The 24,777-nt window shown below is 69.0% G+C and carries 21 protein-coding genes; 13 read left to right on the plus strand and 8 right to left on the minus strand.

The window, feature by feature from the left end:
• Positions 1 to 11: 11 nt before the first annotated feature.
• Positions 12 to 1,499 carry an outer membrane protein assembly factor BamB family protein gene (locus ABDZ81_RS12545; protein WP_343774334.1) on the minus strand — a complete coding sequence of 496 codons (1,488 nt, stop codon included), beginning with the start codon at positions 1,497 to 1,499 and terminating at the stop codon, positions 12 to 14.
• Between the two features lie 283 nt (positions 1,500 to 1,782).
• Between ABDZ81_RS12545 and ABDZ81_RS12550 the strand changes: the two genes are divergently transcribed.
• Positions 1,783 to 3,039 carry an aminotransferase class I/II-fold pyridoxal phosphate-dependent enzyme gene (locus ABDZ81_RS12550; protein WP_343774335.1) on the plus strand — a complete coding sequence of 419 codons (1,257 nt, stop codon included), beginning with the start codon at positions 1,783 to 1,785 and terminating at the stop codon, positions 3,037 to 3,039.
• A 31-nt stretch (positions 3,040 to 3,070) separates the two neighbouring features.
• Positions 3,071 to 3,754: a dethiobiotin synthase gene (gene bioD, locus ABDZ81_RS12555; RefSeq protein WP_343774336.1), complete on the plus strand. Its 684-nt coding sequence runs from the start codon at positions 3,071 to 3,073 to the stop codon at positions 3,752 to 3,754.
• A gap of 6 nt (positions 3,755 to 3,760) precedes the next feature.
• Here the strand turns inward: bioD and ABDZ81_RS12560 are convergent, their stop codons facing one another.
• The 3 genes from ABDZ81_RS12560 to gcvT all read right to left on the minus strand — a co-directional run bounded on the left by ABDZ81_RS12560 (position 3,761) and on the right by gcvT (position 7,204).
• Positions 3,761 to 5,554: a histidine kinase N-terminal 7TM domain-containing protein gene (locus ABDZ81_RS12560; protein WP_343774337.1), complete on the minus strand. Its 1,794-nt coding sequence runs from the start codon at positions 5,552 to 5,554 to the stop codon at positions 3,761 to 3,763.
• Between the two features lie 163 nt (positions 5,555 to 5,717).
• Complete coding sequence (gene gcvH, locus ABDZ81_RS12565) at positions 5,718 to 6,101, minus strand: glycine cleavage system protein GcvH (protein ID WP_343774339.1); 384 nt, start codon at positions 6,099 to 6,101, stop codon at positions 5,718 to 5,720.
• Positions 6,098 to 7,204: a glycine cleavage system aminomethyltransferase GcvT gene (gcvT, locus tag ABDZ81_RS12570; protein ID WP_343774340.1), complete on the minus strand. Its 1,107-nt coding sequence runs from the start codon at positions 7,202 to 7,204 to the stop codon at positions 6,098 to 6,100. The genes gcvH and gcvT overlap by 4 nt, the downstream gene beginning before the upstream one ends.
• A gap of 139 nt (positions 7,205 to 7,343) precedes the next feature.
• Between gcvT and ABDZ81_RS12575 the strand changes: the two genes are divergently transcribed.
• The gene (locus ABDZ81_RS12575; protein ID WP_343774341.1) at positions 7,344 to 7,904 is read left to right on the plus strand and encodes an NYN domain-containing protein; all 561 of its coding nucleotides are present in this window, start codon (positions 7,344 to 7,346) and stop codon (positions 7,902 to 7,904) included.
• A 55-nt stretch (positions 7,905 to 7,959) separates the two neighbouring features.
• Here the strand turns inward: ABDZ81_RS12575 and ABDZ81_RS12580 are convergent, their stop codons facing one another.
• Entirely contained in the window at positions 7,960 to 8,298 is a 339-nt protein-coding gene (locus tag ABDZ81_RS12580; RefSeq protein WP_343774342.1) for a DsrE family protein, read from the minus strand.
• Positions 8,299 to 8,448: 150 nt separating this feature from the next.
• On the opposite strand from ABDZ81_RS12580, the gene ABDZ81_RS12585 reads away from it, so the two are divergent.
• The 5 genes from ABDZ81_RS12585 (at position 8,449) to ABDZ81_RS12605 (ending at position 15,747) form a co-directional block, all read left to right on the plus strand.
• Entirely contained in the window at positions 8,449 to 9,324 is an 876-nt protein-coding gene (locus ABDZ81_RS12585) for a TatD family hydrolase (protein WP_343774343.1), read from the plus strand.
• Positions 9,325 to 9,487: 163 nt separating this feature from the next.
• Positions 9,488 to 10,084, plus strand: a complete 597-nt coding sequence (locus ABDZ81_RS12590) for a DUF2150 family protein (protein ID WP_343774344.1) — start codon at positions 9,488 to 9,490, stop codon at positions 10,082 to 10,084.
• A 139-nt stretch (positions 10,085 to 10,223) separates the two neighbouring features.
• Positions 10,224 to 13,547 carry a carboxypeptidase regulatory-like domain-containing protein gene (locus ABDZ81_RS12595; protein WP_343774345.1) on the plus strand — a complete coding sequence of 1,108 codons (3,324 nt, stop codon included), beginning with the start codon at positions 10,224 to 10,226 and terminating at the stop codon, positions 13,545 to 13,547.
• A 63-nt stretch (positions 13,548 to 13,610) separates the two neighbouring features.
• A complete protein-coding gene (hmgB, locus tag ABDZ81_RS12600) occupies positions 13,611 to 14,948 on the plus strand; it encodes a hydroxymethylglutaryl-CoA synthase (RefSeq protein ID WP_343774346.1) in 1,338 nt (445 codons plus the stop codon).
• An 88-nt stretch (positions 14,949 to 15,036) separates the two neighbouring features.
• Positions 15,037 to 15,747 (plus strand): hypothetical protein, encoded by a 711-nt coding sequence (locus ABDZ81_RS12605; protein WP_343774347.1) that lies wholly within the window; start codon positions 15,037 to 15,039, stop codon positions 15,745 to 15,747.
• 116 nt (positions 15,748 to 15,863) lie between these two features.
• Here the strand turns inward: ABDZ81_RS12605 and ABDZ81_RS12610 are convergent, their stop codons facing one another.
• Positions 15,864 to 16,577, minus strand: coding sequence for a helix-turn-helix domain-containing protein (locus ABDZ81_RS12610; RefSeq protein WP_343774348.1), 714 nt, complete (start codon positions 16,575 to 16,577; stop codon positions 15,864 to 15,866).
• Between the two features lie 737 nt (positions 16,578 to 17,314).
• Between ABDZ81_RS12610 and ABDZ81_RS12615 the strand changes: the two genes are divergently transcribed.
• On the plus strand, positions 17,315 to 17,965 hold the full coding sequence (locus ABDZ81_RS12615; protein ID WP_343774349.1) for a metal-dependent hydrolase: 651 nt from the start codon (positions 17,315 to 17,317) through the stop codon (positions 17,963 to 17,965).
• Positions 17,966 to 18,002: 37 nt separating this feature from the next.
• Here the strand turns inward: ABDZ81_RS12615 and ABDZ81_RS12620 are convergent, their stop codons facing one another.
• A complete protein-coding gene (locus tag ABDZ81_RS12620; RefSeq protein WP_343774350.1) occupies positions 18,003 to 19,004 on the minus strand; it encodes an arsenic resistance protein in 1,002 nt (333 codons plus the stop codon).
• Between the two features lie 154 nt (positions 19,005 to 19,158).
• Between ABDZ81_RS12620 and ABDZ81_RS12625 the strand changes: the two genes are divergently transcribed.
• The 3 genes from ABDZ81_RS12625 to ABDZ81_RS12635 all read left to right on the plus strand — a co-directional run bounded on the left by ABDZ81_RS12625 (position 19,159) and on the right by ABDZ81_RS12635 (position 21,844).
• A complete protein-coding gene (locus ABDZ81_RS12625; protein WP_343774351.1) occupies positions 19,159 to 19,620 on the plus strand; it encodes a universal stress protein in 462 nt (153 codons plus the stop codon).
• A 25-nt stretch (positions 19,621 to 19,645) separates the two neighbouring features.
• Positions 19,646 to 20,323 carry a class I SAM-dependent methyltransferase gene (locus tag ABDZ81_RS12630; protein ID WP_343774352.1) on the plus strand — a complete coding sequence of 226 codons (678 nt, stop codon included), beginning with the start codon at positions 19,646 to 19,648 and terminating at the stop codon, positions 20,321 to 20,323.
• Between the two features lie 102 nt (positions 20,324 to 20,425).
• The gene (locus ABDZ81_RS12635) at positions 20,426 to 21,844 is read left to right on the plus strand and encodes a hemolysin family protein (RefSeq protein ID WP_343774353.1); all 1,419 of its coding nucleotides are present in this window, start codon (positions 20,426 to 20,428) and stop codon (positions 21,842 to 21,844) included.
• 21 nt (positions 21,845 to 21,865) lie between these two features.
• Here the strand turns inward: ABDZ81_RS12635 and ABDZ81_RS12640 are convergent, their stop codons facing one another.
• On the minus strand, positions 21,866 to 22,987 hold the full coding sequence (locus tag ABDZ81_RS12640) for a YihY/virulence factor BrkB family protein (RefSeq protein ID WP_343774354.1): 1,122 nt from the start codon (positions 22,985 to 22,987) through the stop codon (positions 21,866 to 21,868).
• Between the two features lie 166 nt (positions 22,988 to 23,153).
• Here ABDZ81_RS12640 and ABDZ81_RS12645 point away from each other — a divergent pair, with 166 nt between their 5' ends.
• On the plus strand, positions 23,154 to 24,713 hold the full coding sequence (locus ABDZ81_RS12645; RefSeq protein ID WP_343774355.1) for a replication factor C large subunit: 1,560 nt from the start codon (positions 23,154 to 23,156) through the stop codon (positions 24,711 to 24,713).
• Positions 24,714 to 24,777: the final 64 nt, after the last annotated feature.

A 24,777-nucleotide genomic window follows, 5' to 3' on the forward strand; every position in this document is an offset into this window, starting at 1 on the left:
TTTCTCCCGAATCAGTTCTCGCCGTCCGCGTCACCTGCGTCGCCGACGGAACTCCCGAGGACGCGAGCGGCGCCGCCGACGCCCGCGGCGGCGGCCAGGACGCCGAACCCGGGCGAGCCGTCGCTCGAGTTCCCGTCGGAGCTGTTACCGGAATCCTCGGTGGAACCGTCGCCGGAACCGCTCGCGGCCGTCTCCTCGTCGGATCCGCCACCCGAATCGGCGTCGCCGTCCGCGTTCGGGTCGCCGCCGCTTTCCAGCTCGTCCCCGCCCTCGAGATCGTCCGGGCCCACCGGCTCGCGCTCATCGTCTCCGCCGGAGTCGTCGCCGCCGAGCGCCGCCGGGCCGCCGTCCCACGCGTCGTTGTGTCCGAGCGTGCCTAGACGGACGCGGGAGCCGTCGCTTCCAGCGTCGCCCTCGGCCTCGAACGCTTCGAGGTACCCCTCTTCGCCGCCGACGTAGACGACGCCGTCGGCGACCGTCGCGCCCGTCGGCGACTCGTTGGCCGTTTCGACGGTCCACAGCCGGTCGCCGCTCTCGGCGTCGATCGCGTGCAGCCTTCCCGAGGTCGGGGTGGTGTACACGGTCCCCCCGGCGACCGTCGGCGGGGCGCCGAAGTTGCCGTCGTGGTCGACCGCCCACCGCTGGTCGCCGCCCTCCACCGCGAAGGCGTGGAGCGTTCCCTCCCACGTCGTCGCGAAGGCCGTCCCGTCCGCGACGGTCATCACGTCGAACACGCCGGCGCTCGCGTCGGCGCTCCACGACGTCCGCCCGCTCTCGGCGTCGATCCGGTAGACTCTGGCCTCGCTGTCGCCGACGAACACCGAGCCGGCGGCGACCGTCGGCGCACTCTGGACGTAGCCCGACGTCGTCGTCTGCCACACCTCCTCGCCGGTTTCGGCGTCGATCGCGAAGACGCCCCGATCGTCGCTGTCTAGCACGCTCGGATTGCTGCCGACGAACACGGTCCCGCCGGCGACCGTCGGCGAACTCGCGCCCATCTCGGCGGTTCGGAACTCCCAGCGCTGGTCGCCGGTCTCGGCGTCGAGCGCGACGACCGTGTTCGCGTTCCCCACGTAGACCGTTGCGCCCGCCTCCGAGTCCTCGCCGCCGGCGACGACCGTCGGCGACGTCTCGACGGCCCCGCCGAGCGGCTGCTCCCACATCGTATCGCCGGTTTCGGCGTCGAGCGCGCGGATTCCGGATCTATCGTCGACGTAGACCGTTCCGTCGACGACGGTCGGCGACGTGTCGATCGAACCCATGTCCGTCGTCCACTGCTCGTCGGCGGTCCGGGCGTCGAGCGCGTACAGCCGGCTACCGCCGCCCGCGTACACCGTCCCGTCGACGATCGTCGGCGGACCGCCGATCGACCCGTTCGTCTCGACCGACCACTCGCTATCGTCGGGAGCGATCGCGCCGCCGATGGCGCTCGTCGTCCCGAGGCCGGCGAGCCCGAGTCCGACGCCGCAACACCGCGTCAGAAAGGATCGACGTCTCATATTTCACCGAACAGACAGTAATCTGATAAGCCTTTGGAGTCCCGCACGTTTGACCGCGGTCGACGGGATCGTCCGGCGACGTGACTGCGGGTCAGCGGTCAGTTGTCGTCGACAGGCGCAGCCGGATGCCGGCAACCGGAAGTGAGAAAGGCTTTATCACAGGAGCCGCAGGAGCCACTCATCGAAGGATAGCGCCGGGATCCAGTGTTCCGGCGCGTCGCAACTGAGCTATGACGGGCGAACACGAGTCGATCGGTCGAGACGAGCCACGGGGGACCGAGCGGTGAGCGACGAGTACGAATCCGGCGGCGCTCGTCCGCCCGGCCCGCTCGACGGCGACCGCGGGTTCGATCTCGCGGGACGCCTCGCGGACCGCGAACGCCGCGATCTCCGTCGTGAACTCTCGCCCGCGGACCGCGTCGCCGAGCGCGCGCAGTTCGCGCCGGCCTCGGGCGGCGACCTCCCGGTGCTCGACGGCGAGGAGCGCCTCGTGTTCGCGTCGAACAACTACCTCGGGCTGACGAACGACGACCGGGTCGTCGAGGCGGCCGCCGACGCCGCCGAGGTCGTCGGCACCGGCGCGGGCGCGAGCCGACTCCTCACCGGCGACACGCTGGTCCATCGCGACCTGGAGGATCGCCTCGCCGAGAGCAAACAGACCGACCGGGCGCTGGCGTTCTCGTCGGGCTACGCCGCCAACGTCGGCACGATCGCGGCGCTGGACCCGGACGTGATCTTCTCGGACGAGTACAACCACGCCAGCATCGTCGACGCCTGCAGGCTCTCGGGCGCCGAGGTGATCGTCTACGACCACTGCGACGCCGAGGATCTGGCGGCGAAGCTCGGCGACGCGGCGCGAGATCCGGGGACGACCGACGGCTCGTGGCTGATCGTCACCGATTCGGTGTTCAGCATGGACGGCGACGTGGCGCCGCTGTCGGACGTCTGCGACCTGGCCGAGCAGGCCGGCGCGTGGGTGATGGTCGACGAGGCCCACGCCACCGGCCTCTACGAGGGCGGCGGCGGCATCGTCCAGCGCGAGGGCCTCTCCGATCGCGTCGACGTCCAGCTGGGGACGCTCTCGAAGGCGCTGGCGAGCCAGGGCGGGTTCGTCGCCGGCGACGACGATCTGATCGAGTACCTCGTCAACGCGGCCCGCTCGTTCGTCTTCTCGACCGGACTGACCCCGCCGGCCGCCGCCGCGGCCTCGGAGGCGCTCCACCTCGCCCGAACGACGGACCGGCGCGACCGGCTCTGGCGGAGCGTCGAGTTCCTGCGCGAGGGGCTGACCGACTTGGGCTACGAGGTGCCCGGCGAGACGCAGATCCTCCCCGTCCTCGTCGGCGACCGAGGTGACGCGCTGGCCCTGGCCGACGCGCTGTACGACCGCGGCGTCGTCGCGCCGGCGATCCGCCCGCCGACGGTGCCCGAGGGCACCAGCCGGATCCGCGTCGCGCCGATGGCGACCCACGCGGCGCACGATCTGGAACGCTGTCTCGACGCGTTCCGCGAAGCCGGCCGGGAGGTGGGCGTGCTGTGAGCGACGCCGTGCCCGTCCCCCGAAGCGATCCATGACTCGCGGCCTGTTCGTCGCCGGCACCGACACCGGCGTCGGAAAGACCGTCGTCACCGCCGGGCTGACGGGCTGGCTGCGCGACGCCGGCGTCGAAGCGCACGCGGTCAAACCGGCCCAGACCGGCTATCCGCCGGACGACGACGCGGCGTTCGTGGCCGACGCCTGCGGCGACGCCGACGCGGCGACCTGCCTCGAACGGCTCGAACCGCCGCTCGCGCCCCGGGTCGCCGCGGAGCGCGAAGATGTCGACCTCTCCTACGACGCCGTTCGCGAGGGCTGCGAGCGCGTGCTCTCGGATCCGGCGGTCGACGCCGGCATCGTCGAGGGGATCGGCGGCCTCCGGGTCCCGCTTGCGGGCGAGCGCGAGGTGATCGACCTCGTCGCCGACCTCGGCCTTCCGACCGTGGTCGTCGCGCGCTCGGGGCTCGGAACGCTGAATCACACCGCGCTGACCGTCGAAGCGCTGGAGCGTCGCGGCGTCGACGTGGCGGCGATCTTCCTCAACGAGTACGAGGGTGCGAGCGTCGCCGAGCGGACGAATCCCGCCGAGATCGAGCGCATGACCGGCGTCCGCGTCGAGACGGTGCCGCCGCTGGATCTGTCGGATCCGTCCGGGGCGATCGACGGGCTCCGGGACGCCGCCGGCGAGTGGTCGCCGGTCGACGCTATCGAGGATTGAGCGGAGCTACTCCGCCGTGAACGCCACGCCGGTAACCTCGAAACTGGCACCCCCCGATTCGCTCTCGGCGGCCTCGATCCGCCAGCCGTGGGCTTCGATCGCGTTCTGTACGATCGCCAGCCCGAGCCCCGTGCCGTCGTCGCCGGTCGTGTATCCCGACTCGAAGATCTTCTCGCGGGCGTCCGGCGGAATCCCCGGCCCGTCGTCGGCGACGTAGAAGCCGTTCCGCCCCGCGGCGGCGTCGTCAAGTCGACCGACCGTGATCGTCACTGCCGGCTCGTCGACATCGTCCGCATCGCGTCCGCCGACACCGCCGTCCGACGCCGACTCGTCCGCCCCGCCGGCGCCGTCGGCGGGGGCTGCTGCAGGAGCGTCGCGCGTCGCCGGCGATTCGACGCCGTGCTCCACCGCGTTCCGAAAGAGGTTCTCGAACGCCTGCAACAGCCGGTTCTCGTCGGCCTCGACGACGCCGAGGTCGTCGTCGACACGCACCGCGGCGTCGCGGGTGTCGACGTTCGACGCCGCCGCACGGGCCACCGCCGCGAGATCGAGGCGTTCGGTCTCCGTGACCGTCTGGCCCTGGGTGACCAGCGTCCGGACGTCCTCGATCAGGTCGTTCATTCGTTCGTGAGCCGAGCGGATTCGCCCGACGTGTTCCAGGTCGCCCGTCTCCGCGACGACGTCGAGATAGCCGTCGGCGACGTTCAGGGGATTTCGGAGGTCGTGCGCGAGCACTTCCGCAAATCTGTCGAGCTGCTCGTTTTTCCGTTCCAGCTCGCGTTCCCGGCGGCGCTGCTCGGTGACGTCGTGGACGAGCGCTATTCGGCCGATTCGCCGATCGAGATCGTCGATCAGCGGTTCGATCTCGACGTCGAAGTGGCGCGGCTCGCCGTCGGCGGCGAACGTGATCTGGCTGGTCCCGTTCCCGTCTCCGATCGCCGACGCGAGCGGGGGATGGTCGGCGAACGCCTCGTCGACGGTGGCGCCGACGAGCCGATCGTACTCCGCGCCGACGAGCCGCTCCAGTTCCGCGTTCGCGTCGAGGACTCGATCGTTGCGGTCGACCACGGCGACGCCGCTGGGGATCCGATCGAGCACCGTGTTCCGGGCGACCGGCGTGACGTCGACGAGATCCCGCGTCCGCATCGCCCAGAACAGCGCGACACAGCTCACGACGAAGCCGATGGGTGCCCAGTCCGCCGCCGTCGACTGGGAGAGGAACAGAGCGTTCCCGACCCACGGCGCCAGCGCGCTCAGAAACATCGCGAACGCCTGTCCGCGGTAGATCGACCGGCTGCGGTAGAGCTGTCCGAGGACGAGCAGCGACCCGGCGGCGAGCAACGCGTACGAGTAGCTGGCGTGCGCCCAGAACGCAGGGCCGTACGTGACTTCGTATCCGTAGAGCGACGCCACCGGTTCGACGCTCGCCCACACCAGGTGGTGAGCCCCGTTCGTCCAGACGAGCGCGTTGATCGCCACCGGTTCGATCGCCAGCAGGCCGACGGTCGGCAGCTTGAGATACCGTTCCCGCCCCGAGTACTCCAGCGTCAGGACGAACCAGAAGGTCCCGCCGACCACGATGCCGAGGTAGGCCAACTTACCCCAGAACACGGAGGCGTCGTACCCTTCCACCAGAACCTGTGCCAGCGTCGCGAACGCCCAGATCCCGGCCCCGAGCGACAGGCCGACCAGCGGCGTCGCTCCGGGGCTGGGTCGGTGGCGCCAGGCCAGCGCGGCTATCGCGAGGCACAGCGCGACGCCGATTCCGAGGAGCGACGTGTAGAGCGGTGGTCCGATCATTGCGAGGCGTCCCCGGACGGAAGGGATATATCTATCGACTCCCTGTTACTAGCGAGTCCTATTAAAAAGAGTGGCCGCCAGGGGTATCGCTTCCGCCCCGAGGCGCGGCGTGATCCCTCGTAGCGGCGCCGCGACGCAGACGATCCGCTCGCCGCACCGTCTCTCAGGCGATCTGATCCTCGTACTCCTCGGCCGACAGCAGGTCGTCGAGGTCGCTCTCGTCCTCCAACTCGACCTCCAGCATCCACCCCTCGCCGTAGGGGTCGTCGTTGACGAGTTCCGGCGTGTCGAACAGCTCCTCGTTGATCGCGGTGACCTCGCCGCCGACCGGGGCGTACAGGTCCGAGACGGCCTTGATGCTCTCGACCACGCCGAACTCCTCGCCCGCCGTGATCTCGTCGCCCTCATCGGGCAGTTCGACGAACACCACGTCGCCGAGTTCGTCCTGCGCGAAGTCCGAGATGCCTACGCGGACGGCGTCTCCGTCGCGGTGCGCCCACTCGTGTGATTCCAGATACCGGCGGTCGTCGGGGATCTCGAAGCTCATCTATCGAGGAAGTTCGGGGACTCGACCCTTGCCTTTTTCGCCTGGCCGCGGACCTCGACGCGGACGTCCGTGCCGGCGTCGGCGCGCTCGACGTCGACGTAGCCCAGCCCGATCGGTTCCGAGAGCGTCGGGCTCATCGTCCCGCTGGTGACCTCGCCGATCCGCTCGCCGTCGGCGGTCGTCACCGGGTAGCCGTGGCGCGGGACGCCCCGATCGAGCAGCCGGATGCCGACGAAGCGCTGGGCGGGCCCCGCCTCCTTCGCGCTCGCCAGGGCGTCGCGCCCGACGAACTCGGTGTCGAGGTCGACGGCGAAGCCGACGCCGGCCTCGTAGGGATTGCGCGGGTTCTCTTCCGGATCGAAGTCCTGACCCGCCAGCAGGAACCCGGCCTCGATCCGGAGGGTGTCGCGCGCGCCGAGCCCGCAGGGCTGGCAGTCGAAGGCGTCCCAGACCGTTTCGGCGTCCTCCCACGGCGCGAGCACCTCGAAGCCGTCCTCGCCCGTGTAGCCGGTGTTCGAGAGCAGGCACTCGACGCCCGCGATCGACCGGTAGTCGGCCTCGAATCGCCCGAGATCGTCGACCGCCTCGTCGTCGGCGTCCGCAGCGTCGACGGCGTCGGCGACGAGCCCCGGCGCGTCGGGGCCCTGCACGGCGAACATCGCGTACGTCTCGGTGCGGTTCTCGACGGTGGCGTCGAGCCCCCACTCGTCGCGGCGGCGCGTCCACCGATCTAGCATCTGTTGATCGTGGCCCGCGTTCGGGACGAACAGGTACTCGGGCGTCTCGCTCGGCAGCCGGTAGACGACCGTGTCGTCGAGGATGATCCCCTCGTCGTCGGTGATCATCGAGTACTGGACGTCGCCCGGGTCGAGCGCGGCGACGTCGTTCGAGGTGAGCCGCTGCATCAACGCTTCGGCGTCGGGCCCGCCGACCTCGATCTCGCTCATGTGCGAGACGTCGAAGATCCCCGCCGCCTCGCGGACCGCCCGGTGCTCGGTCGTGATCGACTCGAACTCGACCGGCATCTCCCACCCGCCGAACTCGGTGGCGTCGGCGCCGGCCGCCTCGTGGACCGCCGCGAGCGGCGGCTGTCGTAGCGACATACTCGACCGGTCGCGCGCCCGTGAGTAATGCTTTGCGCGTCGCCGCGCTGCGTCTCTCGCTCGGCCGCTCCGCGCCGCTCCGCCGCGGCGTCCCGCCGCCGACCGTCACACCTATCCAGCGACGCCGGAAACGGAGACCATGATCGAGCAACTGCTGGCCCTCCGCGATCGGCTGGGCGGCGGGGGCGGCGACGCCGCGTCGGCGACCCGCGCCGAGAACGGGGCTGGCGACGACGAAGACGGTGCAGGCGATGCTGACGCTGCGGCCGCGACCGACGCCGACGAGCGCCCGCGCGTCGGCCTGTTCGTCGACGGCCCGAACGTCCTCCGCGACGAGTTCGACGTCGACCTCGACGACGTGCGCGACTCCGCGGAGGAGTTCGGCCAGCTCGGCATCGCGCGGCTCTACCTCGACGAGCACGCCACGCCGGGGCTGATCCAGGCCGCCGAGGCCCGCGGCTACGAGGTCGTGATCACGAGCGGCGACGTCGACGTCAAGCTCGCCATCGACGCCAGCGAGTCCGCGGTACGGGACGAGATCGACGTGCTGGCGATCGCCTCGCGCGACACGGACTTCAAGCCCGTCATCGAGACCGCGGGCCGCAACGGCGTCCGGACCGTCGCCATCGCGCCGGGCACCCACGGTCGCTCGGACGCGCTGCGCAACGCGGCGAACGACGACGTGCTGCTCGGGGAGTGAGACCGGCTTTTCGGGGCTGCGCTCGGATCCGCGTCGCGACGCCGCCCCGAGAATTCTACGGCCGAATGTAGGAGTAGCCCTCGTCCTGCAGTCGAGTGAGTTCGCCCGCGCCCGACGGTACCGCCTCGACGCCGTCGACGAGATCAGTTTCGTCGAGATCCTCCATGTCGAGCGTGTTGCCGCAGGCCTTGAACGCGACGCCGTCGTCGAGCAGCGATCGGACGTGGTCGCTCCCCTCGCCGTCGGATTTGAGGGGCTCGATGCCGTCGGCCTGCGCGATGACCTCGATCGCGTCCATGTCGACCGAGTCGTCCTCCGTGAGGTTCTCGGCGATCGTGAGCGCTGTTTTCCGGTTCTCTGGGTCGCTCTGGATGAGGTGGAACACTGTCTGCATGCACTGCAGGTTCCACGGGTCGGTCAATAGTCGTGGTGCGTACGCGAGCGGGAACTTTCGGAACGGCCGATACGGTTTCGGAGCGATCGCGACGCCCGTCGACGCCCCGAAGCGAAGCGCTTTCCCGCCCGTACGGCCCACCTCTCGCCCATGGAGGATCTGGACACGCCGGTGCTGGACGACCACATGCACCTCGACCCCGACCACGGGCGGGGGATCGACGCCGTCGAGGACTTCGCGCGCCTCGGCGGGACGCACCTGCTGGTGGTCAACAAGCCGTCCTGGCACCTCGGCGTCGAGCCCGGCGATCCCGACGCGGTCGACCCCGAAGCGGCGGGCGAGGAGTTCCGCGAAGTGTTCGAGCGCACGATCGAGGTCGTCGAGCGCGCGAGCGACGTCCTCGACGGCCGGGCGTGGCCGGTGCTCGGCGTCCACCCCGGGCTGATCAGCCGGCTCGTCGACGAGCGCGGGTTCGCGCCCGAGGACGCGCGGGACGTGATGCGGGCCGGGATCGACGTCGCGGCCGAGTACGTCGCCGACGGGTCGGCGCTCGCGCTCAAGTCCGGTCGGCCCCACTACGAGGTGTCGGACGCCGTCTGGGACGCCTCGAACGCCGTGATGCGCCGGGCGTTCGAGTGCGGCGCCGAACTCGGGTGTGCCGTTCAGCTCCACGCCGAGGCGAGCGAGGACATGACCGAGGTTGCCGAGTGGGCCGAGGACGCCGGTCTCCCGGCGGACCGAGTGGTCAAGCACTACGCGGGCGGGCGCCTCGCCGGGCCGATCCCGAGCGTGATGAGCGAGAAGGATCGGCTGCGCGTCGCGGCCGAGTCCGGCGAGCCGTTCCTGATGGAGACCGACTTCGTCGACGATCCCGACCGCCCGGGCGCGGTGCTGGGCCCCAAAACCGTCCCCCGGCGCGTCCGCTGGCTGCTCGACGAGGGCCACGAGGACGCCGTCCGGCGGGCACACGTCGAGACGCCGCGCGCGGTGTACGGCATCGACACGGTCGGGACGCTCGGGGAGTGACCTGCCGCTCGCCGCCGCTGATCGGCGCGGGGTTCAAGCTTGTCGCCGCGCTCTAAAACGCCCCGAATTCGTTCGATTTCGGCGCCCGTGGGCGATCTATAGCCGAAACCGCCCCGGCTGGCGGAGAGAAAGGGTTTTCAGGGCGCCAGCGTACGGTAAAAGTATGAGCGCGCCGCCGAACGAGTTCTACTCGGAAGAACGCTGGCAGAACTGGCTCGATCGGATATCGGACGAGGATCTCGACCCCGAAGACGAGGACTCCGCCCGACTACTCCTGAACCTGCAGGACGACGCCGCGATCGCGGTCGCGAAGGTCGTCCGCGCCCACGACGACGGCGAGATCGACGCCGATCAGGCCGTCGAGGAGGTCGACGACATCCGCGAGATCGTCCTCGGCGAGGTCGAGTTCGACGACGAAGAGAAGGAGCTGCTCGTCGACGACGTCCAGACCAGCCTCGTCTGCGTGTTCTACGCCGCCGAGGAGTACGTCACCGGCGGCCCGGCCGAGGAGGCGGGCGTCGAGGAGTACGTCCGCGCCGCGGCCGACGCCGAGGCCGAGGAGGACCTCGACGCCGCGCTGGGCTACGTCGTTCAGGCGGGGACGCTGATCATCGACGGCGAGGAACTCGATCTGACCGTCGCCGAGGAACTGGAGTACGGCCTCGTCTCGACGTGGGTCAACGGGCTCGACAGCCTCCAGAGCGCGATGAGCGATCCGGAGGTCGTCGAGGAAGACGAAGACGCCGACGACGAGGAGTAACTCCGGACGGTTCGCCGTCGCCCGTTCGGCGACGCCGAGCGAGATTCTTTGCGTCTGCCGTTTGTCCTTCGCTACGTTCGTTTGCCCGGTAGTTACGCCAACACCCTTTTTGTTGCCCGTACCCTGTAACTGGGCAAGCATGGAGTTTCGGGGCGACGAGCGCGCGGTGGTCATCCAGATCGGAGCGGTGCTGTTGCTGGCCGCGCTGGTCATCGCGATGTCGGGCTACCAGGCCACCGTCGTCCCGGACCAGAACAACGAGATCGAGTTCAACCACAATCAGGACGTCCAGGGCCAGATGCAGGAGCTCCGGAACGGCATCGTGTCGGCGCCGGGCGGCGGCTCCGGCGCGTCGGTACGAGTCGATCTCGGCGTTCGATACCCCTCGCGAACCTTCTTCGTCAACCCGAGTCCCGCGACCGGAACGTTGCGGACCGTCGGTACGACCGACGGAAACGTGAACATCACCGTCGACAACGCCGCCGCGTCCGGTGAGACCGGCCAGTTCTGGGACGGCGACGCACGCTCGTTCAACACCGGCGCGCTCGCCTACGAACCGAAGTACAGCGAGTACGACGACGCGCCGACGACGATCTACGAGCAGTCCCTCCTGTACAACCGGTTCGACGACGCCAACATCACGATCTCCGAGCAGTCGATGGTCGACGGCCGACAGATCAACCTCGTCGCCTTGAACGGGAGCCTCTCGGAGTCGGGCACCGACAGCACGTCGGTTTCGGTTCGGCCGGTCAGCACCTCGCGCAACGCCGTCGCCGTCGAGGGTGACGGGAGCGATCCGATCAACGTCACGGTGCCGACGCGGCTTGATAACGCGACCTGGAGCGACGCGCTCGAAGCGGAGTACGCGAGCAACGGTGGCAACATCGTCGGGCAGTACTACGAGGACATCCCCGGCGAGTCGTACGCGCTCCTGACGATCGAACTCGACGGGTCGAAGACGTACGAGCTTCGGATGGCGAAGGTCGGTGTCGGGTCGGACGTCTCGGAGGGGGCCGAGGACCTGTATCTCACAGACGTCGAGGGCGGCGGCAGCGTCGACACCGACGGCACCAAGCGGGTCACCGTCGAGGTGCGCGACAGGTACAACAACCCGGTCAGCGGCGAGCAGGTGAACCTCACGGTCGACGGCGACGGCGAACTCGACAACGGGACGACGACCGCGCAGTTCGTCACCGGGACGAGCGACAGCGCCGGCCGCGTGACGGTCACCTACGAGGCCCCCGGTAGCGAGACGACCGACACGGTCACCGCGGACATCGATGCGACGCCGACCGCGAGCGAGGAAGTGGAGTTCACGATGGACGTCGCGGCAGGCGGCGGTGGCGGCGGTGGCGGGTCCTCGGCCCCCGCCGATCTTGAAGTCACGGCGATGTCGCCCGTGAGCGACCCGATAAAGCGGGGCGAGACGCTCAAGATCGACGCGAAGATCACCAACAACGGCGGATCGTCGGACGGCCAGACCGTCAAGCTCGACTTCGCGGGCGCGACCGACCTCGACAGGGAGAGCGTATCGCTCGCCCCGAACGAGTCACAGACCGTCCGACTCCGGACCTCGGAGACCGAAAAGAGCGCCGGCGAGTACGGATACACGGTCCGGACGGAGGACGACGACTGGACCAAGGACGTGACGATCGAGGAGACGAGCGGCCCGTACTTCGACGTCGGCATCACCGGCACCAACGACCCCGTGACCGAAGGCGACCAGTTGGAGGTCGACGTCGCCGTGGAGAACGTCGGCGACGCCGCCGACACGCAGACGATCAGCTGGGACGTCGGCGGCGACACTACCGCCGGCTCCCGGTCGGTCACGCTCGATCCCGGAGAGAGCCAGCGGTTCACGGTGGCCTACGACACCGAGTTCGGCGACGCGGGCGAGGTCGACGTGGTCGTCGAGGGAGAGGACACGTCCGACAGCCAGACCGTCACGATCGAAAAGCCGGATCGGTACTTCGACGTGACTATCCGGGACACCAACAGCCCGATCGGCGCGGGCCAAACGCTCAACGTCACGACGCGCGTGAAAAACCGCGGCTCGACCGCGAGCACCGAGGACGTCACGCTGGACTTCGATGGGATCGAGGAGGACGTCCGGTCGGTTACGCTCGACGCCGGCGAAACCAAGACGATTCACCTCGAGTACGAGACCCAAAGCGACGACCAGGCCACCGACGTCCCGATCGAGGTTGCGAGTCCCGACAGCAGCGACAGCGGGACCGTCGACGTTGAGGACCCGCCGTACTTCGACGTGAAATCGGTCGACGTCCCGACCGAGGTCGTCGAGGGCGAGACGGTGGAGGCGACCGCAACGGTCGAGAACACGGGCGGCCCCGGGACGAAGGCCGTCGATCTCGATATCCCCACCGTCGGGAGCTCGTCGACCGACCTGACGCTCGACGCGGGCGAGTCGAAGACGGTCACGCTGACCTACGACACCCAGGACGGCGACGCCGGGAGTGGCTACGACCTCTACGTCCGGACCGAAGACAAAGAGCAGCGCAAGTCCCTCGACATTCTGGACGCGCCGTACTACGACGTCACGATCACCGAGACCAACCGGCCGACCGAGACTGAAACGCTGGAGGTGACCGCGGAGATCTACAACACCGGACAAGTCGAGGGGACCAAGGACGTGTTCCTCGACTTCGACGGGCGGAGCGGCGTCGACTCCCGACAGCTCACGATCCCCGCCGACAGCACCAAAACGGTGACGCTCACTCACGACACCCAGGACGGCGACGCCGGCGACGCGGTCCCGATCGCGGTTCGCAGCGAGGACGCGGTCGACAACAGCACGGTCGAAATACTCGAATTGGCCCGCGTCAGCGGGACGGTGACGGACCGCGAGAGCGCGAACGACGACCCGATCCGGGGCGTCGACGTCGAACTCGTCGACGGCGACGGCGCGGTGGTCGAGAGCGACACGACGGATTCGACCGGCGCCTACGCGTTCCAGACCCCGCGGGGCGACTACACGGTCCGCTTCGACGGCGTCCCGGTCGGCTACGACCAGCAGCAGACGGACGTCTCTCTGACGGCCGGCGAGGACGCGCAGGTCGACGCTCAACTGGACGCCTACTCGGTGTTCGCCTACGGCGCCAACGACCTCGGCAACAAGGACACTTACAACGCCGAAATCGGCGTCACGCGCACCGACGGGTCGACGCTGGAACTCGACGTCTACATCGAGGATACTTCGGGGAACAACAACGGCTACAACGCGAAAACCGTCACCATCGACGGCCAGACCTACACGCTCACGACCGACGCCGCGGACAGGATGGCCAACAGCGAGAAGGTCGACCTGATCGACGAGTCGAACTACGAGAACCTGCTCAACGGCGATCTCGACCAGTACAACGGCGCCGTGCCGCAGGGCGCCTCCTACACAGTCAACAACCACGGCGACGTCGAGCTCAGCGTCTCGATCGAACAGAAGCGTTGATTGTCGACGATCGTCGAACTCCCCATCGACAGGCCCATATATCGCCTGCACCCATACACGGCTATGACAGCCGTCGGCATCGACGCCATCGAGATCAGGACCGGTCGGCTCAAACTCGACCTCCCGGGAACGTTCGCGCCCGCGCAGGGCGAGGATCCCGAGAAGTACACGAAGGGGCTGGGACTGAACGCCAGTTCGTTCCCCGACAGCTACGAGGACATCGTGACGATGGGCGCCAACGCCGCCCATCGGCTGATGGAGCGCAAGGGCCTGACACCCGAGGACGTCGGCCGGATCGACGTCGCGACCGAGAGCGCGTTCGACAACTCCAAGCCCGTCTCGACGTACGTCGCGGGCTGCCTGGAGCAGGTGTTCGACGGCGACTTCCACCACGCCAACAAGGGCGAGCGCAAGTTCGCCTGCGTCGCGGCGACCCAGGCCGTCGACGACGCGTACAACTGGATCCGCGCGGGCCGTAGTCGCGGCAAGGCGGCGATCGTGATCGCGACCGACACCGCGCTGTACGCCCGCGACGACCCCGGCGAGGCCACGCAGGGCGCCGGCGCCGTCGCCATGCTGATCACCGAGGACCCCAACCTCGTCGAGATCAGCGCCGAGCAGGGGTACGGCAGCGCCGACGAGACGGACTTCCTCAAGCCACAACAGCAGTTCCCCAGCGTCGACGGGAAGCGCTCGATGCAGGTGTACCTCGCGCGGATGCGCGAGGCCGTCGAGGACTTCGAGAGCGTCGCGGGCGCGACCCACCCCGACGACTACGCGTACATCCCCTACCACACGCCGTTCCCGGGGATGGTCCGCAAGGCGGGCCTGCTGGGCTACCGGCACATGATCCGCGACACGTCGGTCGAGGACGACCTGGCCGACGAGATCGGTCGCCAGCCCCGCCGCGAGGCGTTCGACGACGACGAGGCCTACGAGGAGGCGATTCGCGAGTACGTCGACGCGCTCGCCGAGACCGAACACTACCAGGAGTGGTACGCGGCGACCGTCGAGCCGACGCTCGAAATCTCCCGCGAGGTCGGCAACTGGTACACCGGCTCGGTCCACATCGCGCGGGCCAGCGCGCTCCGGGACGCCTACGAGAAGGACGTCGATCTGGAGGGCCAGCGCATGCTGGTCGGCTCCTACGGCTCGGGCGCGCAGGCCGAGGTGCACGCCGAGACGGTCCGCGAGGGCTGGCGCGAGGAGGTCGAGGCGATGAACGTCGACGAGCAGCTCGACCGGCGCTACGAGCTATCCTTCGAGGAGTACGAGGAGATCCACGACGCGCACAACCACGACGTCGATTCGGACGTCGAGGAACTGACGACGCCCGACAGCGAGTTCGTCTTCGACGGCTGGGGCCGCATGGGCGAGCGCCAGTACCGATACGTAGAGTAACGTCGTCTTCGACCGTTCTTCCTCTCGTTTTCGCGCCGGTCTGTTTCGACAGTAGCTTTATCGCCGTTCGGGCTCGTTTCACGGACGAATGGTAGAGTCGCTCGGCGTGTTCGTCGGCGCGAGCGTGCTCGGGTTGGTCCACGGCGTCCTGCCGGACCACGGCTGGCCGGTCGCGGCGATGTGGGCGCTCGATCAGCGCAACAAGTGGCTGTACGGGGCGCTCTCCGGGGGAATCCTCGGCATCGGGCATCTCGTGAGCTCCATCGCGGTCGTCGTCGCGTTCTTCTGGGCCCAGTCGGCGCTCGGGCTCACCGACCTGGGCTGGCTGGACTACGTCGCCGGGGGGCTCCTGATCGCGCTGGGCGTCCGCGAGTACGTTCACGGGCACTCGCACGATCACGGCGCCGATGCTCACTCGCACGACCACGACGCCGATGCTCACTCGCACGACCACGGGGACGATAACGACCACACCGGGGAACACGACCACGACCGCGGGGCCGACGGCGTCGACGAGCGCGGGCTCTGGGGCATCGTGGCGTTCTCGTTCGCCCTCGGGTTCGCGCACAACGAGGAGATCGAGATTCTCGCGCTCTGTACGGGCTCGACGGCCTGCCTCGAACTGATGACGGTGTACGCGCTGTCGGTGCTGGCCGCCGTCGTGGCGATGACGCTGCTGCTGGTCGCGGGGTTCGAGCGCTACGAGTCCCGACTGCAGGACCACGAGGACACCATCTCGGCGATCACCGCGACGGTGCTCGTGGCGATGGGGCTGGGCTTCGTGCTCGGCGTGCTGTGAGGCTTTTCAGGCGATTGCACTCCCCGGCCAAGCTGTTCTACTATACTTTGAAAATCAAAGTAACGTTACTTTGAATACTGAACCATTGGTAGAGATGCGTATTGAACGCCCTGTCGTCAGGGGAGCTCGCGCATCGACTCGAGCATCTCGTCGAGGTCGGCGTTCGAGACCGCCAGCGAGTAGTCGTCGATCGTCGCCAGCTTCGGGGCGTGCTCCCAGAGTTCGTCGGGTTCGAGTCCGTGGAGCACGACGGCGTTGGGCGTCGGGTTGACCACGCGCAGCGCGACCAGCGGAGACTCCCCGCGCGTGACGCCCGTGAAGACGAGCGCGCGGTTCGTGCTCTGACCGTACATCCGGTAGAACTCCTCGCTGGAGAGCCGGGTGATCGCCCGGATGCTGTCGATCACGGTGTGGCCGGTGATCGAGTCCTGGCTCCCCTCGGTGATCTCGGTCGCGTCGATGGCGTCGTAGAACCGGGAGAGGGGGATCGTCGCGGAGTACTCCCGCAGGTCGAGCACGACGTCGCTCTCGAAGCCCGCCGACACGACGCGGGCGTACTGGCGGATGCGGTCGCCGCCGCGGCGCTCGTCGATGTCGAGCAGGCCGTCGACGATCCGCCCGACGACGCCGATGCCGGGGCTCGATCGGCGCCCGCTCTCGTAGTCGCTGACGACCGACGAGGAGACGTCGAGGTGCTCGGCGAGTTCGGTCTGGGAGACGTCGAAATCGGTCCGCCACTTGCGCAGCGTCGCCCCGGGGTCGTCGCTGAGCGTGATCTCGCCCGCGATCTTCTCGGCGAGGTCCCGCCGGGGGTCCTGACGCTCGGTCATGGCTTACCGTGTGTCGGAGTGTTCCAAAAGCGCATCGAAAGGACAATTCGACGCCCGTCGAACTAGCAGGAGGTTGGCGATCCGGGTGCGTTGCCTGCATTGAGTTCCTGGGAACACCAGCAACGATTACCAACGCCCTGAAAGCCCCCGCCGCGCTCGACCGGTTGCGACTCGCTGAGCTCCTCGGCCTTCGGCCTGCGGTGCTTGCGTCGTCTCACCGGACCGAGCGCGGCGGCCCCTTTCATTCCTCCCACGGTATCCCCGTCCTCCCCAACCGACTCGCTCAGTCGCGTTGCTTCTTCGCTCGTCCCTCGCACGCTGCTGTCTCGCCATGGAAGGCTCGACAGCGCGCGCCACCGCAACCGCGTGGCCGGGCGCGCCGTCTATGGCGCGCCCATGGGGGAGGGTCGGGATGCGCGCGGTCGCCGTTAGGCGACCCGCGCAAGCGGTTGCGGTTTCCCTGGTGGACTGAAAGGGCGAGGCTCGGTCGACGATGCTCCTCCGGCACTATCCGAACGCAGTGAGGATATCCGGAAGAGCATCGTCGAGCGGGCCGAGGGCTTTCGCGGTAGTTCCATCGGCTGTAGTCACAGGTGCTGCTAGGAGCGGACCGAGGGCTTTCGGGGTAGTCACACCGACTGCTCTACGAGACGAACGTACGGCCCGTCCCGCTCGCCGAACCGTAACGAGTCCAGCCCGCGAAACCCCTAAGCGCGCCGAGAACTCAACCGTGTGGTATGCCATCGACGCTCGTCCACGTCGCGCTCGCGGGCCTGATCGGGACGGCGATGCTCGCCGACCGGTTCGACGCGCGAGTGATCCTCTTCGTGATGGGCGCCTCGGCGCTGGTCGACCTCGACACGTTCCTCGATCTCTGGCTGATCGGCACCCACCGCGCGGTGCTGCACAACCTCGTCTGGCCGACGCTGGCGGGGCTGGCGCTGTGGTGGGACCTGCGCCGCGAGGAGTCGTACGTGCTGGAGCGCTGGGGTGCCCGCGGCGCCCGTGTGGCGTCGGTCGCGCTCGTCGCGGTCGTGTTCTCCCACGTCCTGCTCGACGCCTTCTTCAACGGCGTCAACCTGTTCTGGCCGCTCCACGACCGGTTCTACGACCTCTCGGGGCAGATGCTGTACTCCGACGAGCGGGGGTTCGTCCAGACGTTCGTCGAGTTCGACCGGGCGGCCGACGGCTCTCGAACCATCTCGAACGCCACCGCCGAGGGGTCGGTCGGCGAGACGCACTACCGGACCGGCGTGAAACCGACCGCCGACGGGAGCGACGCCGAGCGGATCTTCCCGGTTGCGATGACCGGCGAGCGGTTCGTCCTCCTGCTGTCGGGCTACGGCGTCGTCGGCTGGCGACTGTTCGAGGACCGGCGACAGAGCTGATCCGCCGTAAACGGCTCAACCGTCCCGACGCCCTGGCTCAGTCGCCTTGAACCAGTTCTGGAAGCGAGAGCCGCCCCGGAGCCTCCGGAACGAGCCGCGACGGCACCAGCCGTGTGAGTGCGACCATCCCCGTCAGTTCGACGAGCGTCTGGGTCACGACGACCGCGGGCACCAGCTCGTAGCCCGCCGGCAGCGCCAGCGCGAGCGGCAGGACGACCAGCGAGTTCCGCGTCACCGAGGTGAACACGAGCGCGCGGGCCTCGCCGACGCCCATGCCGAGATAGCCCGCGGCCAGCCGGGCGAGCAGCGGCATCGCGACGAGAAAGGCGACGTACACCGGGACCGCCGCGGCGACCCGCCCGATCGAGTCGTACACGCGGGGGAGCTGCGAGCCGATGACGACGAACAGCGTCGCGCCCATCATCGGCACCGGCAGCCAGCCCAGTCGCGCCTGCCAGCGCTCGCCGGTCGGCGAGCGCTCGGCCCAGAGCTCGGTGAGCCACGCCAGCGCCAGCGGGAGCGCGATGATGATCAGGAACGCCTCGACGAACGGGCCGGGCTCGATCGCCGCGGCGACCCGCCGGCCCATGAACAGCCACAGGTACAGCGGCAACAGGAGCAGCTGGACGAGCATCAACACCGGCGTCACCGCCGTAACTTGCTCGGCGTCGCCGCCGGCCAGCTTCGTGAACGGGACGACGTAGTCGATACACGGCGTCAGCAACACCATGAAGGCGCCGACGAGCACGACCGCGTTCCCCGCGAGCGGGCGCGTGAGCGCCCAGGCGATCGCCGGCACGACGAGAAAGTTCATCCCGAGCGCGGCCGCCACGAACCGGCCGTTCGCGAACGCTCGCCGGATCCGGACGAACGGGATTTCGAGAAAGGTGACGTACAGCAGGACCGCCAGAACCGGGTTGACGAGCCGTTCGAGCGTCGGCGCCGCTGCCGGCCGGCCCAGGCCGAGCCCGACCGCCGCCAGCACGGCGATCGCGTACACGCTGACCTGCCGGCGCTGGAGGCGGTCTTTCGAGATCACGACGGAGTTACCCGCGGTCGCAGTCCGTTCATCGGTCTTCGTGCGGCACGCTCGGGGCGCCAGCAGGAAACCGTCGTCGAATCAGTCGCCGGGCCGGAGCGACGGCGCTGGCCCGTGGCGGGGGATGAAGCCGGTCGAGCGCGTACCCCCGCGCATGTACGACACCGTCCTGCTGGCGACCGACGGCAGCGACGCCGCCGATCGGGCGGCCGAGCGCGCGATCGATCTGGCGGCGACCTACGGCGCCGCGCTGCACGCGATCTACGTGATCGAGACCCGGACCGCCTACGACAACGCGATCGTCGACCCGGAGGAAGTCGAGGCGAATCTGCGTTCGGAGGGGAGCGAGATCCTCGACGCCGTCGCCGAGCGGGCCGCGGCGGCCGGCGTCGACGCCGAAACCGCCATCGAGGAGGGCGTCCCGGACGAGGTGATCGAGACGTACGCGGACGAGCGCGGCGCCGACGTGATCGTCCTCGGGCGACGCGGCCGCTCCGGCCTCAGGCGCGCACTGCTGGGAAGCACGACCGACGCGCTCGTGCGGACGAGCCCCGTGCCGGTGCTGGTGGTCGGCGACGACGAGGACGTCGCAGGCGCCGGGAGCAGAAAGGCTTAGTCGCAGCATCGCGCTGTACGTTACCATGACCGACCAGCGCGAGCGCGTCCGCGAAGCGTACGACGACCTCGCGGAGACGCACTTCGCGGAGCGATCCGAGGAGCCGGCGGAGGCGTCGCTGCTCGACGAGGTCCGCGATCGAATCGCCGCCGGCGCGCGGGTGCTCGACGCGGGTTGCGGGCAGGGGACGCCCGTCGCCAGCGGGTTGACGCCGATCCACGACGTGATCGGGCTGGACTTTTCGATCGAGCAGCTCGGTCTGGCGGCCGACGTCGTCCCGCGGGCCGACCTCGTACGGGGCGACATGACCGATCTCGGGTTCGACGACGACGCGTTCGAGGCCGTCTGCGCGTACCACTCGATCATCCACGTTCCCGTCCCGGACCACGCCGCGGTGATCGGGGAGTTCGCCCGCGTGCTCCGGCCCGGCGGCGTCCTGTTGCTCTCCTCGGGCGGCACCGACTGGGCGGGCTCGCACCCCGACTGGCTCGACAGCGGCGTCGAGATGGCGTGGAGCTTCCCCGATCCCGAGGAGACCCGCGAGATGATCGTCGACGCCGGATTCGACGTGCTGGACTGGTGGATCGTCACGGATCGGCTCGGACACGACGAGGATGGCGAGGTGCTCGATCCGGACGATCCGGATGCCTACGAGGGCGGCGATCCTGTGGGGAAGCCGTTTTTCCTCGCGGAGCGTCGGTAACGGCGGCGCCGACGAGCGCCCGCGACGTCGCTCCGCGTCGCGAGCGTCGGAACGACCCCGTTCGGCACCGTTTTGTGTCGGCCAGGGGTAGTACCAGAAACTATGGTCGATTTCGTCTTTTCCGCCGCCAGACTGCTGCTGGCGCTGGCCCTCGTCGCACTGAACGGCTTCTTCGTGGCCTCCGAGTTCGCGTTCGTCAAGGTCCGGGCGACGCGCGTCGACGCGATGGTCGAGGAGGGCGGGAAGGCCGCCCTGCGGGTCCAGGAGGCGATGGACAACCTCGACGACTACCTGGCGGTCACCCAGCTGGGCATCACGCTGTCCTCGCTGGGGCTGGGGTGGGCCGGCGAGCCCGCCGTCGCCGCCGTGATCGAACCGGTGCTCGGCGCCGTGCTTCCCGAGGGTGTTGTCCACATCGTCGCGGTCGCGATCGGCTTCTCGATCATCACGTTCCTGCACGTCGTGTTCGGCGAACTGGCGCCGAAGACGCTGGCGATCCAGGAGGCCGAGCGGATCGCCCTGCTGGTCTCGGCGCCGATGAAGGTGTTCTACTACCTGTTCATCCCCGGCCTCGTCGTCTTTAATGGCACGGCGAACTACTTCACCGGTCTCATCGGCGTCTCGCCGGCTTCCGAGTCCGAGGAGACCCACAGCGAGGAGGAGCTCCTGACGATCGTCGGCCGGTCGGGCGAGCACGGCGCGATCGACGTCGAGGAAGTCGAGATGATCGAGTCAGTGTTCGACTTGGGCGACACGATCGCCCGCGAGGTGATGACGCCCCGGCCCGACGTCGCGACCGTCGCCGCGCGAACGCCGCTGTCGGAGCTGCGGTCGATCGCCGCCACCGGGCCCTACACCCGGTACGTCGTCGTCGACGAGGAGACCGACGAGCCCGTCGAGGGGTTCGTCCACGCCAAAGACGTGCTGCGCGCGATCGAGGAGATGAGCGCCGCGGCGGACGACGGCGAGAGCGAACCGCTCGCCCGCGACCTGGTGCGCGAGGTGCTGGTCGTCCCCGAGACGCGCCGGATCGACGACATCCTTTCGGAGTTTCAGGCGCGCAACGTCCAGATGGCGGTCGTGATCGACGAGTGGGGCGCCCTCGAGGGGATCCTCACGATCGAGGACGTTCTCGAGGAGCTGGTCGGCGAGATCACCGACGAGTTCGACCTCGACGATCACGAGCCCTCGATGGTACAACTCGAAGATGGCGCCTGGGAGCTCGACGGCGGCGTCCCGATCGACCGGGTCAACGAGCGCCTCGGGGCCGCGTTCGCGAACGACGAGTACGACACGATCGGCGGCGTCGTGCTGGGCGCGCTCGGCAGCGATCCCGCGACGGGCGATCGCGTCGAACTCGACGGCTACGCCGCGACGGTCGAGGCCGTCGACGGGACCCGGATCTCGACGGTCGTCCTTAGAGAAACCGACGCCGGCGACGGATCCGACGACGTGCTCGACGATTCCGCCGGCGCGGACGCCGGAGACGGCACCGACGCGACCGGATCCGGCGGGGAGTGACGCCGCTCACGGCAGCGGCGATCAGTCGTCGGCCGGCCGCCCGTCGCCCGAGTGCGTGTGGTCGTCCGAGGGCACGCGGTCGTCCGACGGTACGCGATCGAGCGACTCGCCGTCCGACTCCCACTGGAGCGTGACCGTCCACGTTTCCTCGTCGCCCTCCGGTTCCGAATGCTCGATCACCCGAACGTCGCCGTCCGGACGCGGGTGCTCGTCCTCGTCGGCGGGCCGCGTCTCGCCGTAGTAGCCGGTCAGATCCTCCCGCAGCGTCCAGAGGTACGCGGCGACCTGGCTGCGGTCGAGCGTGCGTTCGCTCCCCTCCTCTGCGTTGCTCGCCGCCCCCCGGCCGACGCCGCCCGGCTTCCCGGTGGAGTGGTCGCCGACCACCGCGTTGATCACCGCGCCCAGCAGGAGCACCAGCCCCGAGAAGTACAGGTACGTCACGAGCACGATGACGCCGCCGAAGAAGCTCCCCGCGCCTGGATCGGAAAACGCGAGATACACCTGAAAGAGCCCCTGCAGCGCCGCCCAGCCGACCGCCGCGAACGCGACGCCCGGTAACACCTCGCGCGGTTCGAGGTCGGCGTCGGGGAACACGTAGTACATCGGGAAGAAGGCGATCGCGAGCCCCGCCAACAACACGAGCGGTGTCAACAGCCCGATAAAGGGGATCGTGTCCGAGAGCACGGCGAAGGCGGCGCTGACGCCGACCGTCGCCACGATGGCGACGACGAGCGCCCCGAGCACGACGACGCCGTCTTTCAGCTTGTCGCTAAAGGAGTTCTCGTCGACGGTTTCGTAGATCTCCGAGAACGCCGTGTCGAGCCCGCGGAAGATCTTGAGCGTCCCCCAGATCAGCACGATCAGGCCGATTGCGGAGGCGCCGCCGGACGACCCGTCGCCCTGGAACAGCTGGGCGACGACGTCGGCGATCGGGCCGGGCAGCCAGGTGCCCGCCGAGTCGACGACGCGCTGTTCGAGGCCGCCGCCGAGCGTCGAGACGACCAGAAACAGCAAGATCAGTAGCGGCGCCAGCGAGATGAAGGCGTTGTACGCGATCCCGCCGGCCATGAACGAGACGTTCTTTTCGGAGAACTCGCCGAACACGCGCTTCGCGAGGTCGGTCGCTTCTGAGAGGCTGGGCATACGTGAGATGCCACCTAGCGGGCCAAAACCGAGGGGGTGAAAGAGATTGGTCGCGGCGTCAACGTCCGCGGGAGGAACTGCGATGCAGGCCGAGACGTCTCCGACCTCGTGGTGACGGCGCGCCGCTCCGCAACCACTAAACGCGGTTCGTCCCTACCACCGTGCAATGACCGACTGGACGGAGAAGTACCGCCCCGACACCCTCGCCGAGGTCCGGGGGAACGACAAGGCCCGCGACGCGCTCAAGGAGTGGGCCGAGTCCTGGGAGGACCACCGGAAGGCGGCGATCGTCCACGGGAGCCCGGGGATCGGCAAGACCTCCGCGGCCCACGCGCTGGCCAACGACATGGGCTGGCCGGTGATGGAACTCAACGCCAGCGACCAGCGCCAGGGCGACGTGATCGACCGGATCGCGGGCGAAGCCTCCAAGAGCGGGACGCTGACCGCCGGGGGCGCCGGGCGACGACTCGTCATCATGGACGAGGCGGACAACTTCCACGGCAACGCCGACTACGGCGGCTCGCGAGCGGTCACCGGCGTCGTCAAGGACGCGAATCAGCCGATCGTGCTGATCGCCAACGAGTTCTACGACATGTCCCAGAGCCTGCGCAACGCCTGCGAGGAGATCGAGTTCCGCGACGTCTCGACGCGCTCGATCGTTCCCGTGCTGCGGGATATCTGTCGGCAGGAGGGCGTGGAGTTCGAGGACGATGCGCTGCAGAAGATCGCCGAGCAGACCAGCGGCGACCTGCGGTCGGCGATCAACGACCTGCAGGCCGTCGCCGAGCAGACCGAGACGCTGACCGTCGACGACGTGATGACCGGCGAGCGCGACACGACGGAGGGCATCTTCGACTACCTTGACGACGTGATCAAGAAGTTAGACGCCGAGGAGGCGCTGAAGGCGTCCTACGACGTCGACGAGACGCCCGACGACATGATCAACTGGATCGAGGACAACATGCCCAAGGACTACGAGGGCCGCGAACTCGCCGACGCCTACGGCTACCTGGCGAACGCCGACCGCTGGCTCGGCCGCGTGCGGGCGACCCAGAACTACTCCTACTGGCGCTACGCCGGCGACAACATGACCGCCGGCGTCGCCGCGGCCCGCCAGGGTTCGAAGGGCGGCTGGACCCGCTACGGCCCGCCGAGCTACTGGTCGAAGCTCGGGCGCTCGAAGGGGACCCGCCAGACGCGGGACGGCATCGCGCGGCGGATCGCCGAGACCAGCGGGACCAGCATCGGGACGGCCCGACGCCGGGTGCTTCCCTTCCTCTCGGTGATGACCCACCACTGCAAGAACCGCGAGCTCACCGTGCGGATGGCCGCCGCCTACGACCTCGACGCGAAGGAACTGTCGTTCGTCACCGGCAGCGGCGAGGACACCAACAAGATCCAGTCGATCGTCGAGGACGCCGAGGAACTGCGGGAGGACGCCGCCGTCGAGCACTCCGGCGGCGCGTTCGAGGGCGCGACGCGCTCGACGGACGACGCGCCCGAGAACGCAGACGGTGACGAGGACCGTGACGGAGAGGAGGGTGACGATGGCGACGCCGACGGCCAGGCGACGCTCGCGGCCAGCGCGGGTGACGTCGATTCGAAGGACGGCGATGCGAGCGCTGCCGAGGGGGGCGACGCGGACGCCGCGTCGTCCGACGGCAACGCGGACGCCGAAGCCGCCGAGGAAGACGACGACCAGTCCGGCCTCGACGACTTCTTTTAGGCGGTCACGGCGTTCGCGCGGCGACCACCCCGCATCGAAACGACGCCGCGCCCCGGCGAACGGG

It is taken from the genome of Natronoarchaeum mannanilyticum, from assembly GCF_039522665.1.
Classification (GTDB): Archaea; Halobacteriota; Halobacteria; order Halobacteriales; family Natronoarchaeaceae; genus Natronoarchaeum; species Natronoarchaeum mannanilyticum.

What these genes read in the sequence shown, in the direction of transcription:
- ABDZ81_RS12545 (WP_343774334.1), bottom strand. Translation starts at nt 1,499, where the DNA reads ATGAGACGTCGATCCTTTCTGACGCGGTGTTGCGGCGTCGGACTCGGG.
- bioD (WP_343774336.1), top strand. Translation starts at nt 3,071, where the DNA reads ATGACTCGCGGCCTGTTCGTCGCCGGCACCGACACCGGCGTCGGAAAG.
- ABDZ81_RS12560 (WP_343774337.1), bottom strand. Translation starts at nt 5,554, where the DNA reads ATGATCGGACCACCGCTCTACACGTCGCTCCTCGGAATCGGCGTCGCG.
- gcvH (WP_343774339.1), bottom strand. Translation starts at nt 6,101, where the DNA reads ATGAGCTTCGAGATCCCCGACGACCGCCGGTATCTGGAATCACACGAG.
- gcvT (WP_343774340.1), bottom strand. Translation starts at nt 7,204, where the DNA reads ATGTCGCTACGACAGCCGCCGCTCGCGGCGGTCCACGAGGCGGCCGGC.
- ABDZ81_RS12575 (WP_343774341.1), top strand. Translation starts at nt 7,344, where the DNA reads ATGATCGAGCAACTGCTGGCCCTCCGCGATCGGCTGGGCGGCGGGGGC.
- ABDZ81_RS12580 (WP_343774342.1), bottom strand. Translation starts at nt 8,298, where the DNA reads ATGCAGACAGTGTTCCACCTCATCCAGAGCGACCCAGAGAACCGGAAA.
- ABDZ81_RS12585 (WP_343774343.1), top strand. Translation starts at nt 8,449, where the DNA reads ATGGAGGATCTGGACACGCCGGTGCTGGACGACCACATGCACCTCGAC.
- ABDZ81_RS12590 (WP_343774344.1), top strand. Translation starts at nt 9,488, where the DNA reads ATGAGCGCGCCGCCGAACGAGTTCTACTCGGAAGAACGCTGGCAGAAC.
- ABDZ81_RS12595 (WP_343774345.1), top strand. Translation starts at nt 10,224, where the DNA reads ATGGAGTTTCGGGGCGACGAGCGCGCGGTGGTCATCCAGATCGGAGCG.
- hmgB (WP_343774346.1), top strand. Translation starts at nt 13,611, where the DNA reads ATGACAGCCGTCGGCATCGACGCCATCGAGATCAGGACCGGTCGGCTC.
- ABDZ81_RS12605 (WP_343774347.1), top strand. Translation starts at nt 15,037, where the DNA reads ATGGTAGAGTCGCTCGGCGTGTTCGTCGGCGCGAGCGTGCTCGGGTTG.
- ABDZ81_RS12610 (WP_343774348.1), bottom strand. Translation starts at nt 16,577, where the DNA reads ATGACCGAGCGTCAGGACCCCCGGCGGGACCTCGCCGAGAAGATCGCG.
- ABDZ81_RS12615 (WP_343774349.1), top strand. Translation starts at nt 17,315, where the DNA reads ATGCCATCGACGCTCGTCCACGTCGCGCTCGCGGGCCTGATCGGGACG.
- ABDZ81_RS12625 (WP_343774351.1), top strand. Translation starts at nt 19,159, where the DNA reads ATGTACGACACCGTCCTGCTGGCGACCGACGGCAGCGACGCCGCCGAT.
- ABDZ81_RS12630 (WP_343774352.1), top strand. Translation starts at nt 19,646, where the DNA reads ATGACCGACCAGCGCGAGCGCGTCCGCGAAGCGTACGACGACCTCGCG.
- ABDZ81_RS12635 (WP_343774353.1), top strand. Translation starts at nt 20,426, where the DNA reads ATGGTCGATTTCGTCTTTTCCGCCGCCAGACTGCTGCTGGCGCTGGCC.
- ABDZ81_RS12640 (WP_343774354.1), bottom strand. Translation starts at nt 22,987, where the DNA reads ATGCCCAGCCTCTCAGAAGCGACCGACCTCGCGAAGCGCGTGTTCGGC.
- ABDZ81_RS12645 (WP_343774355.1), top strand. Translation starts at nt 23,154, where the DNA reads ATGACCGACTGGACGGAGAAGTACCGCCCCGACACCCTCGCCGAGGTC.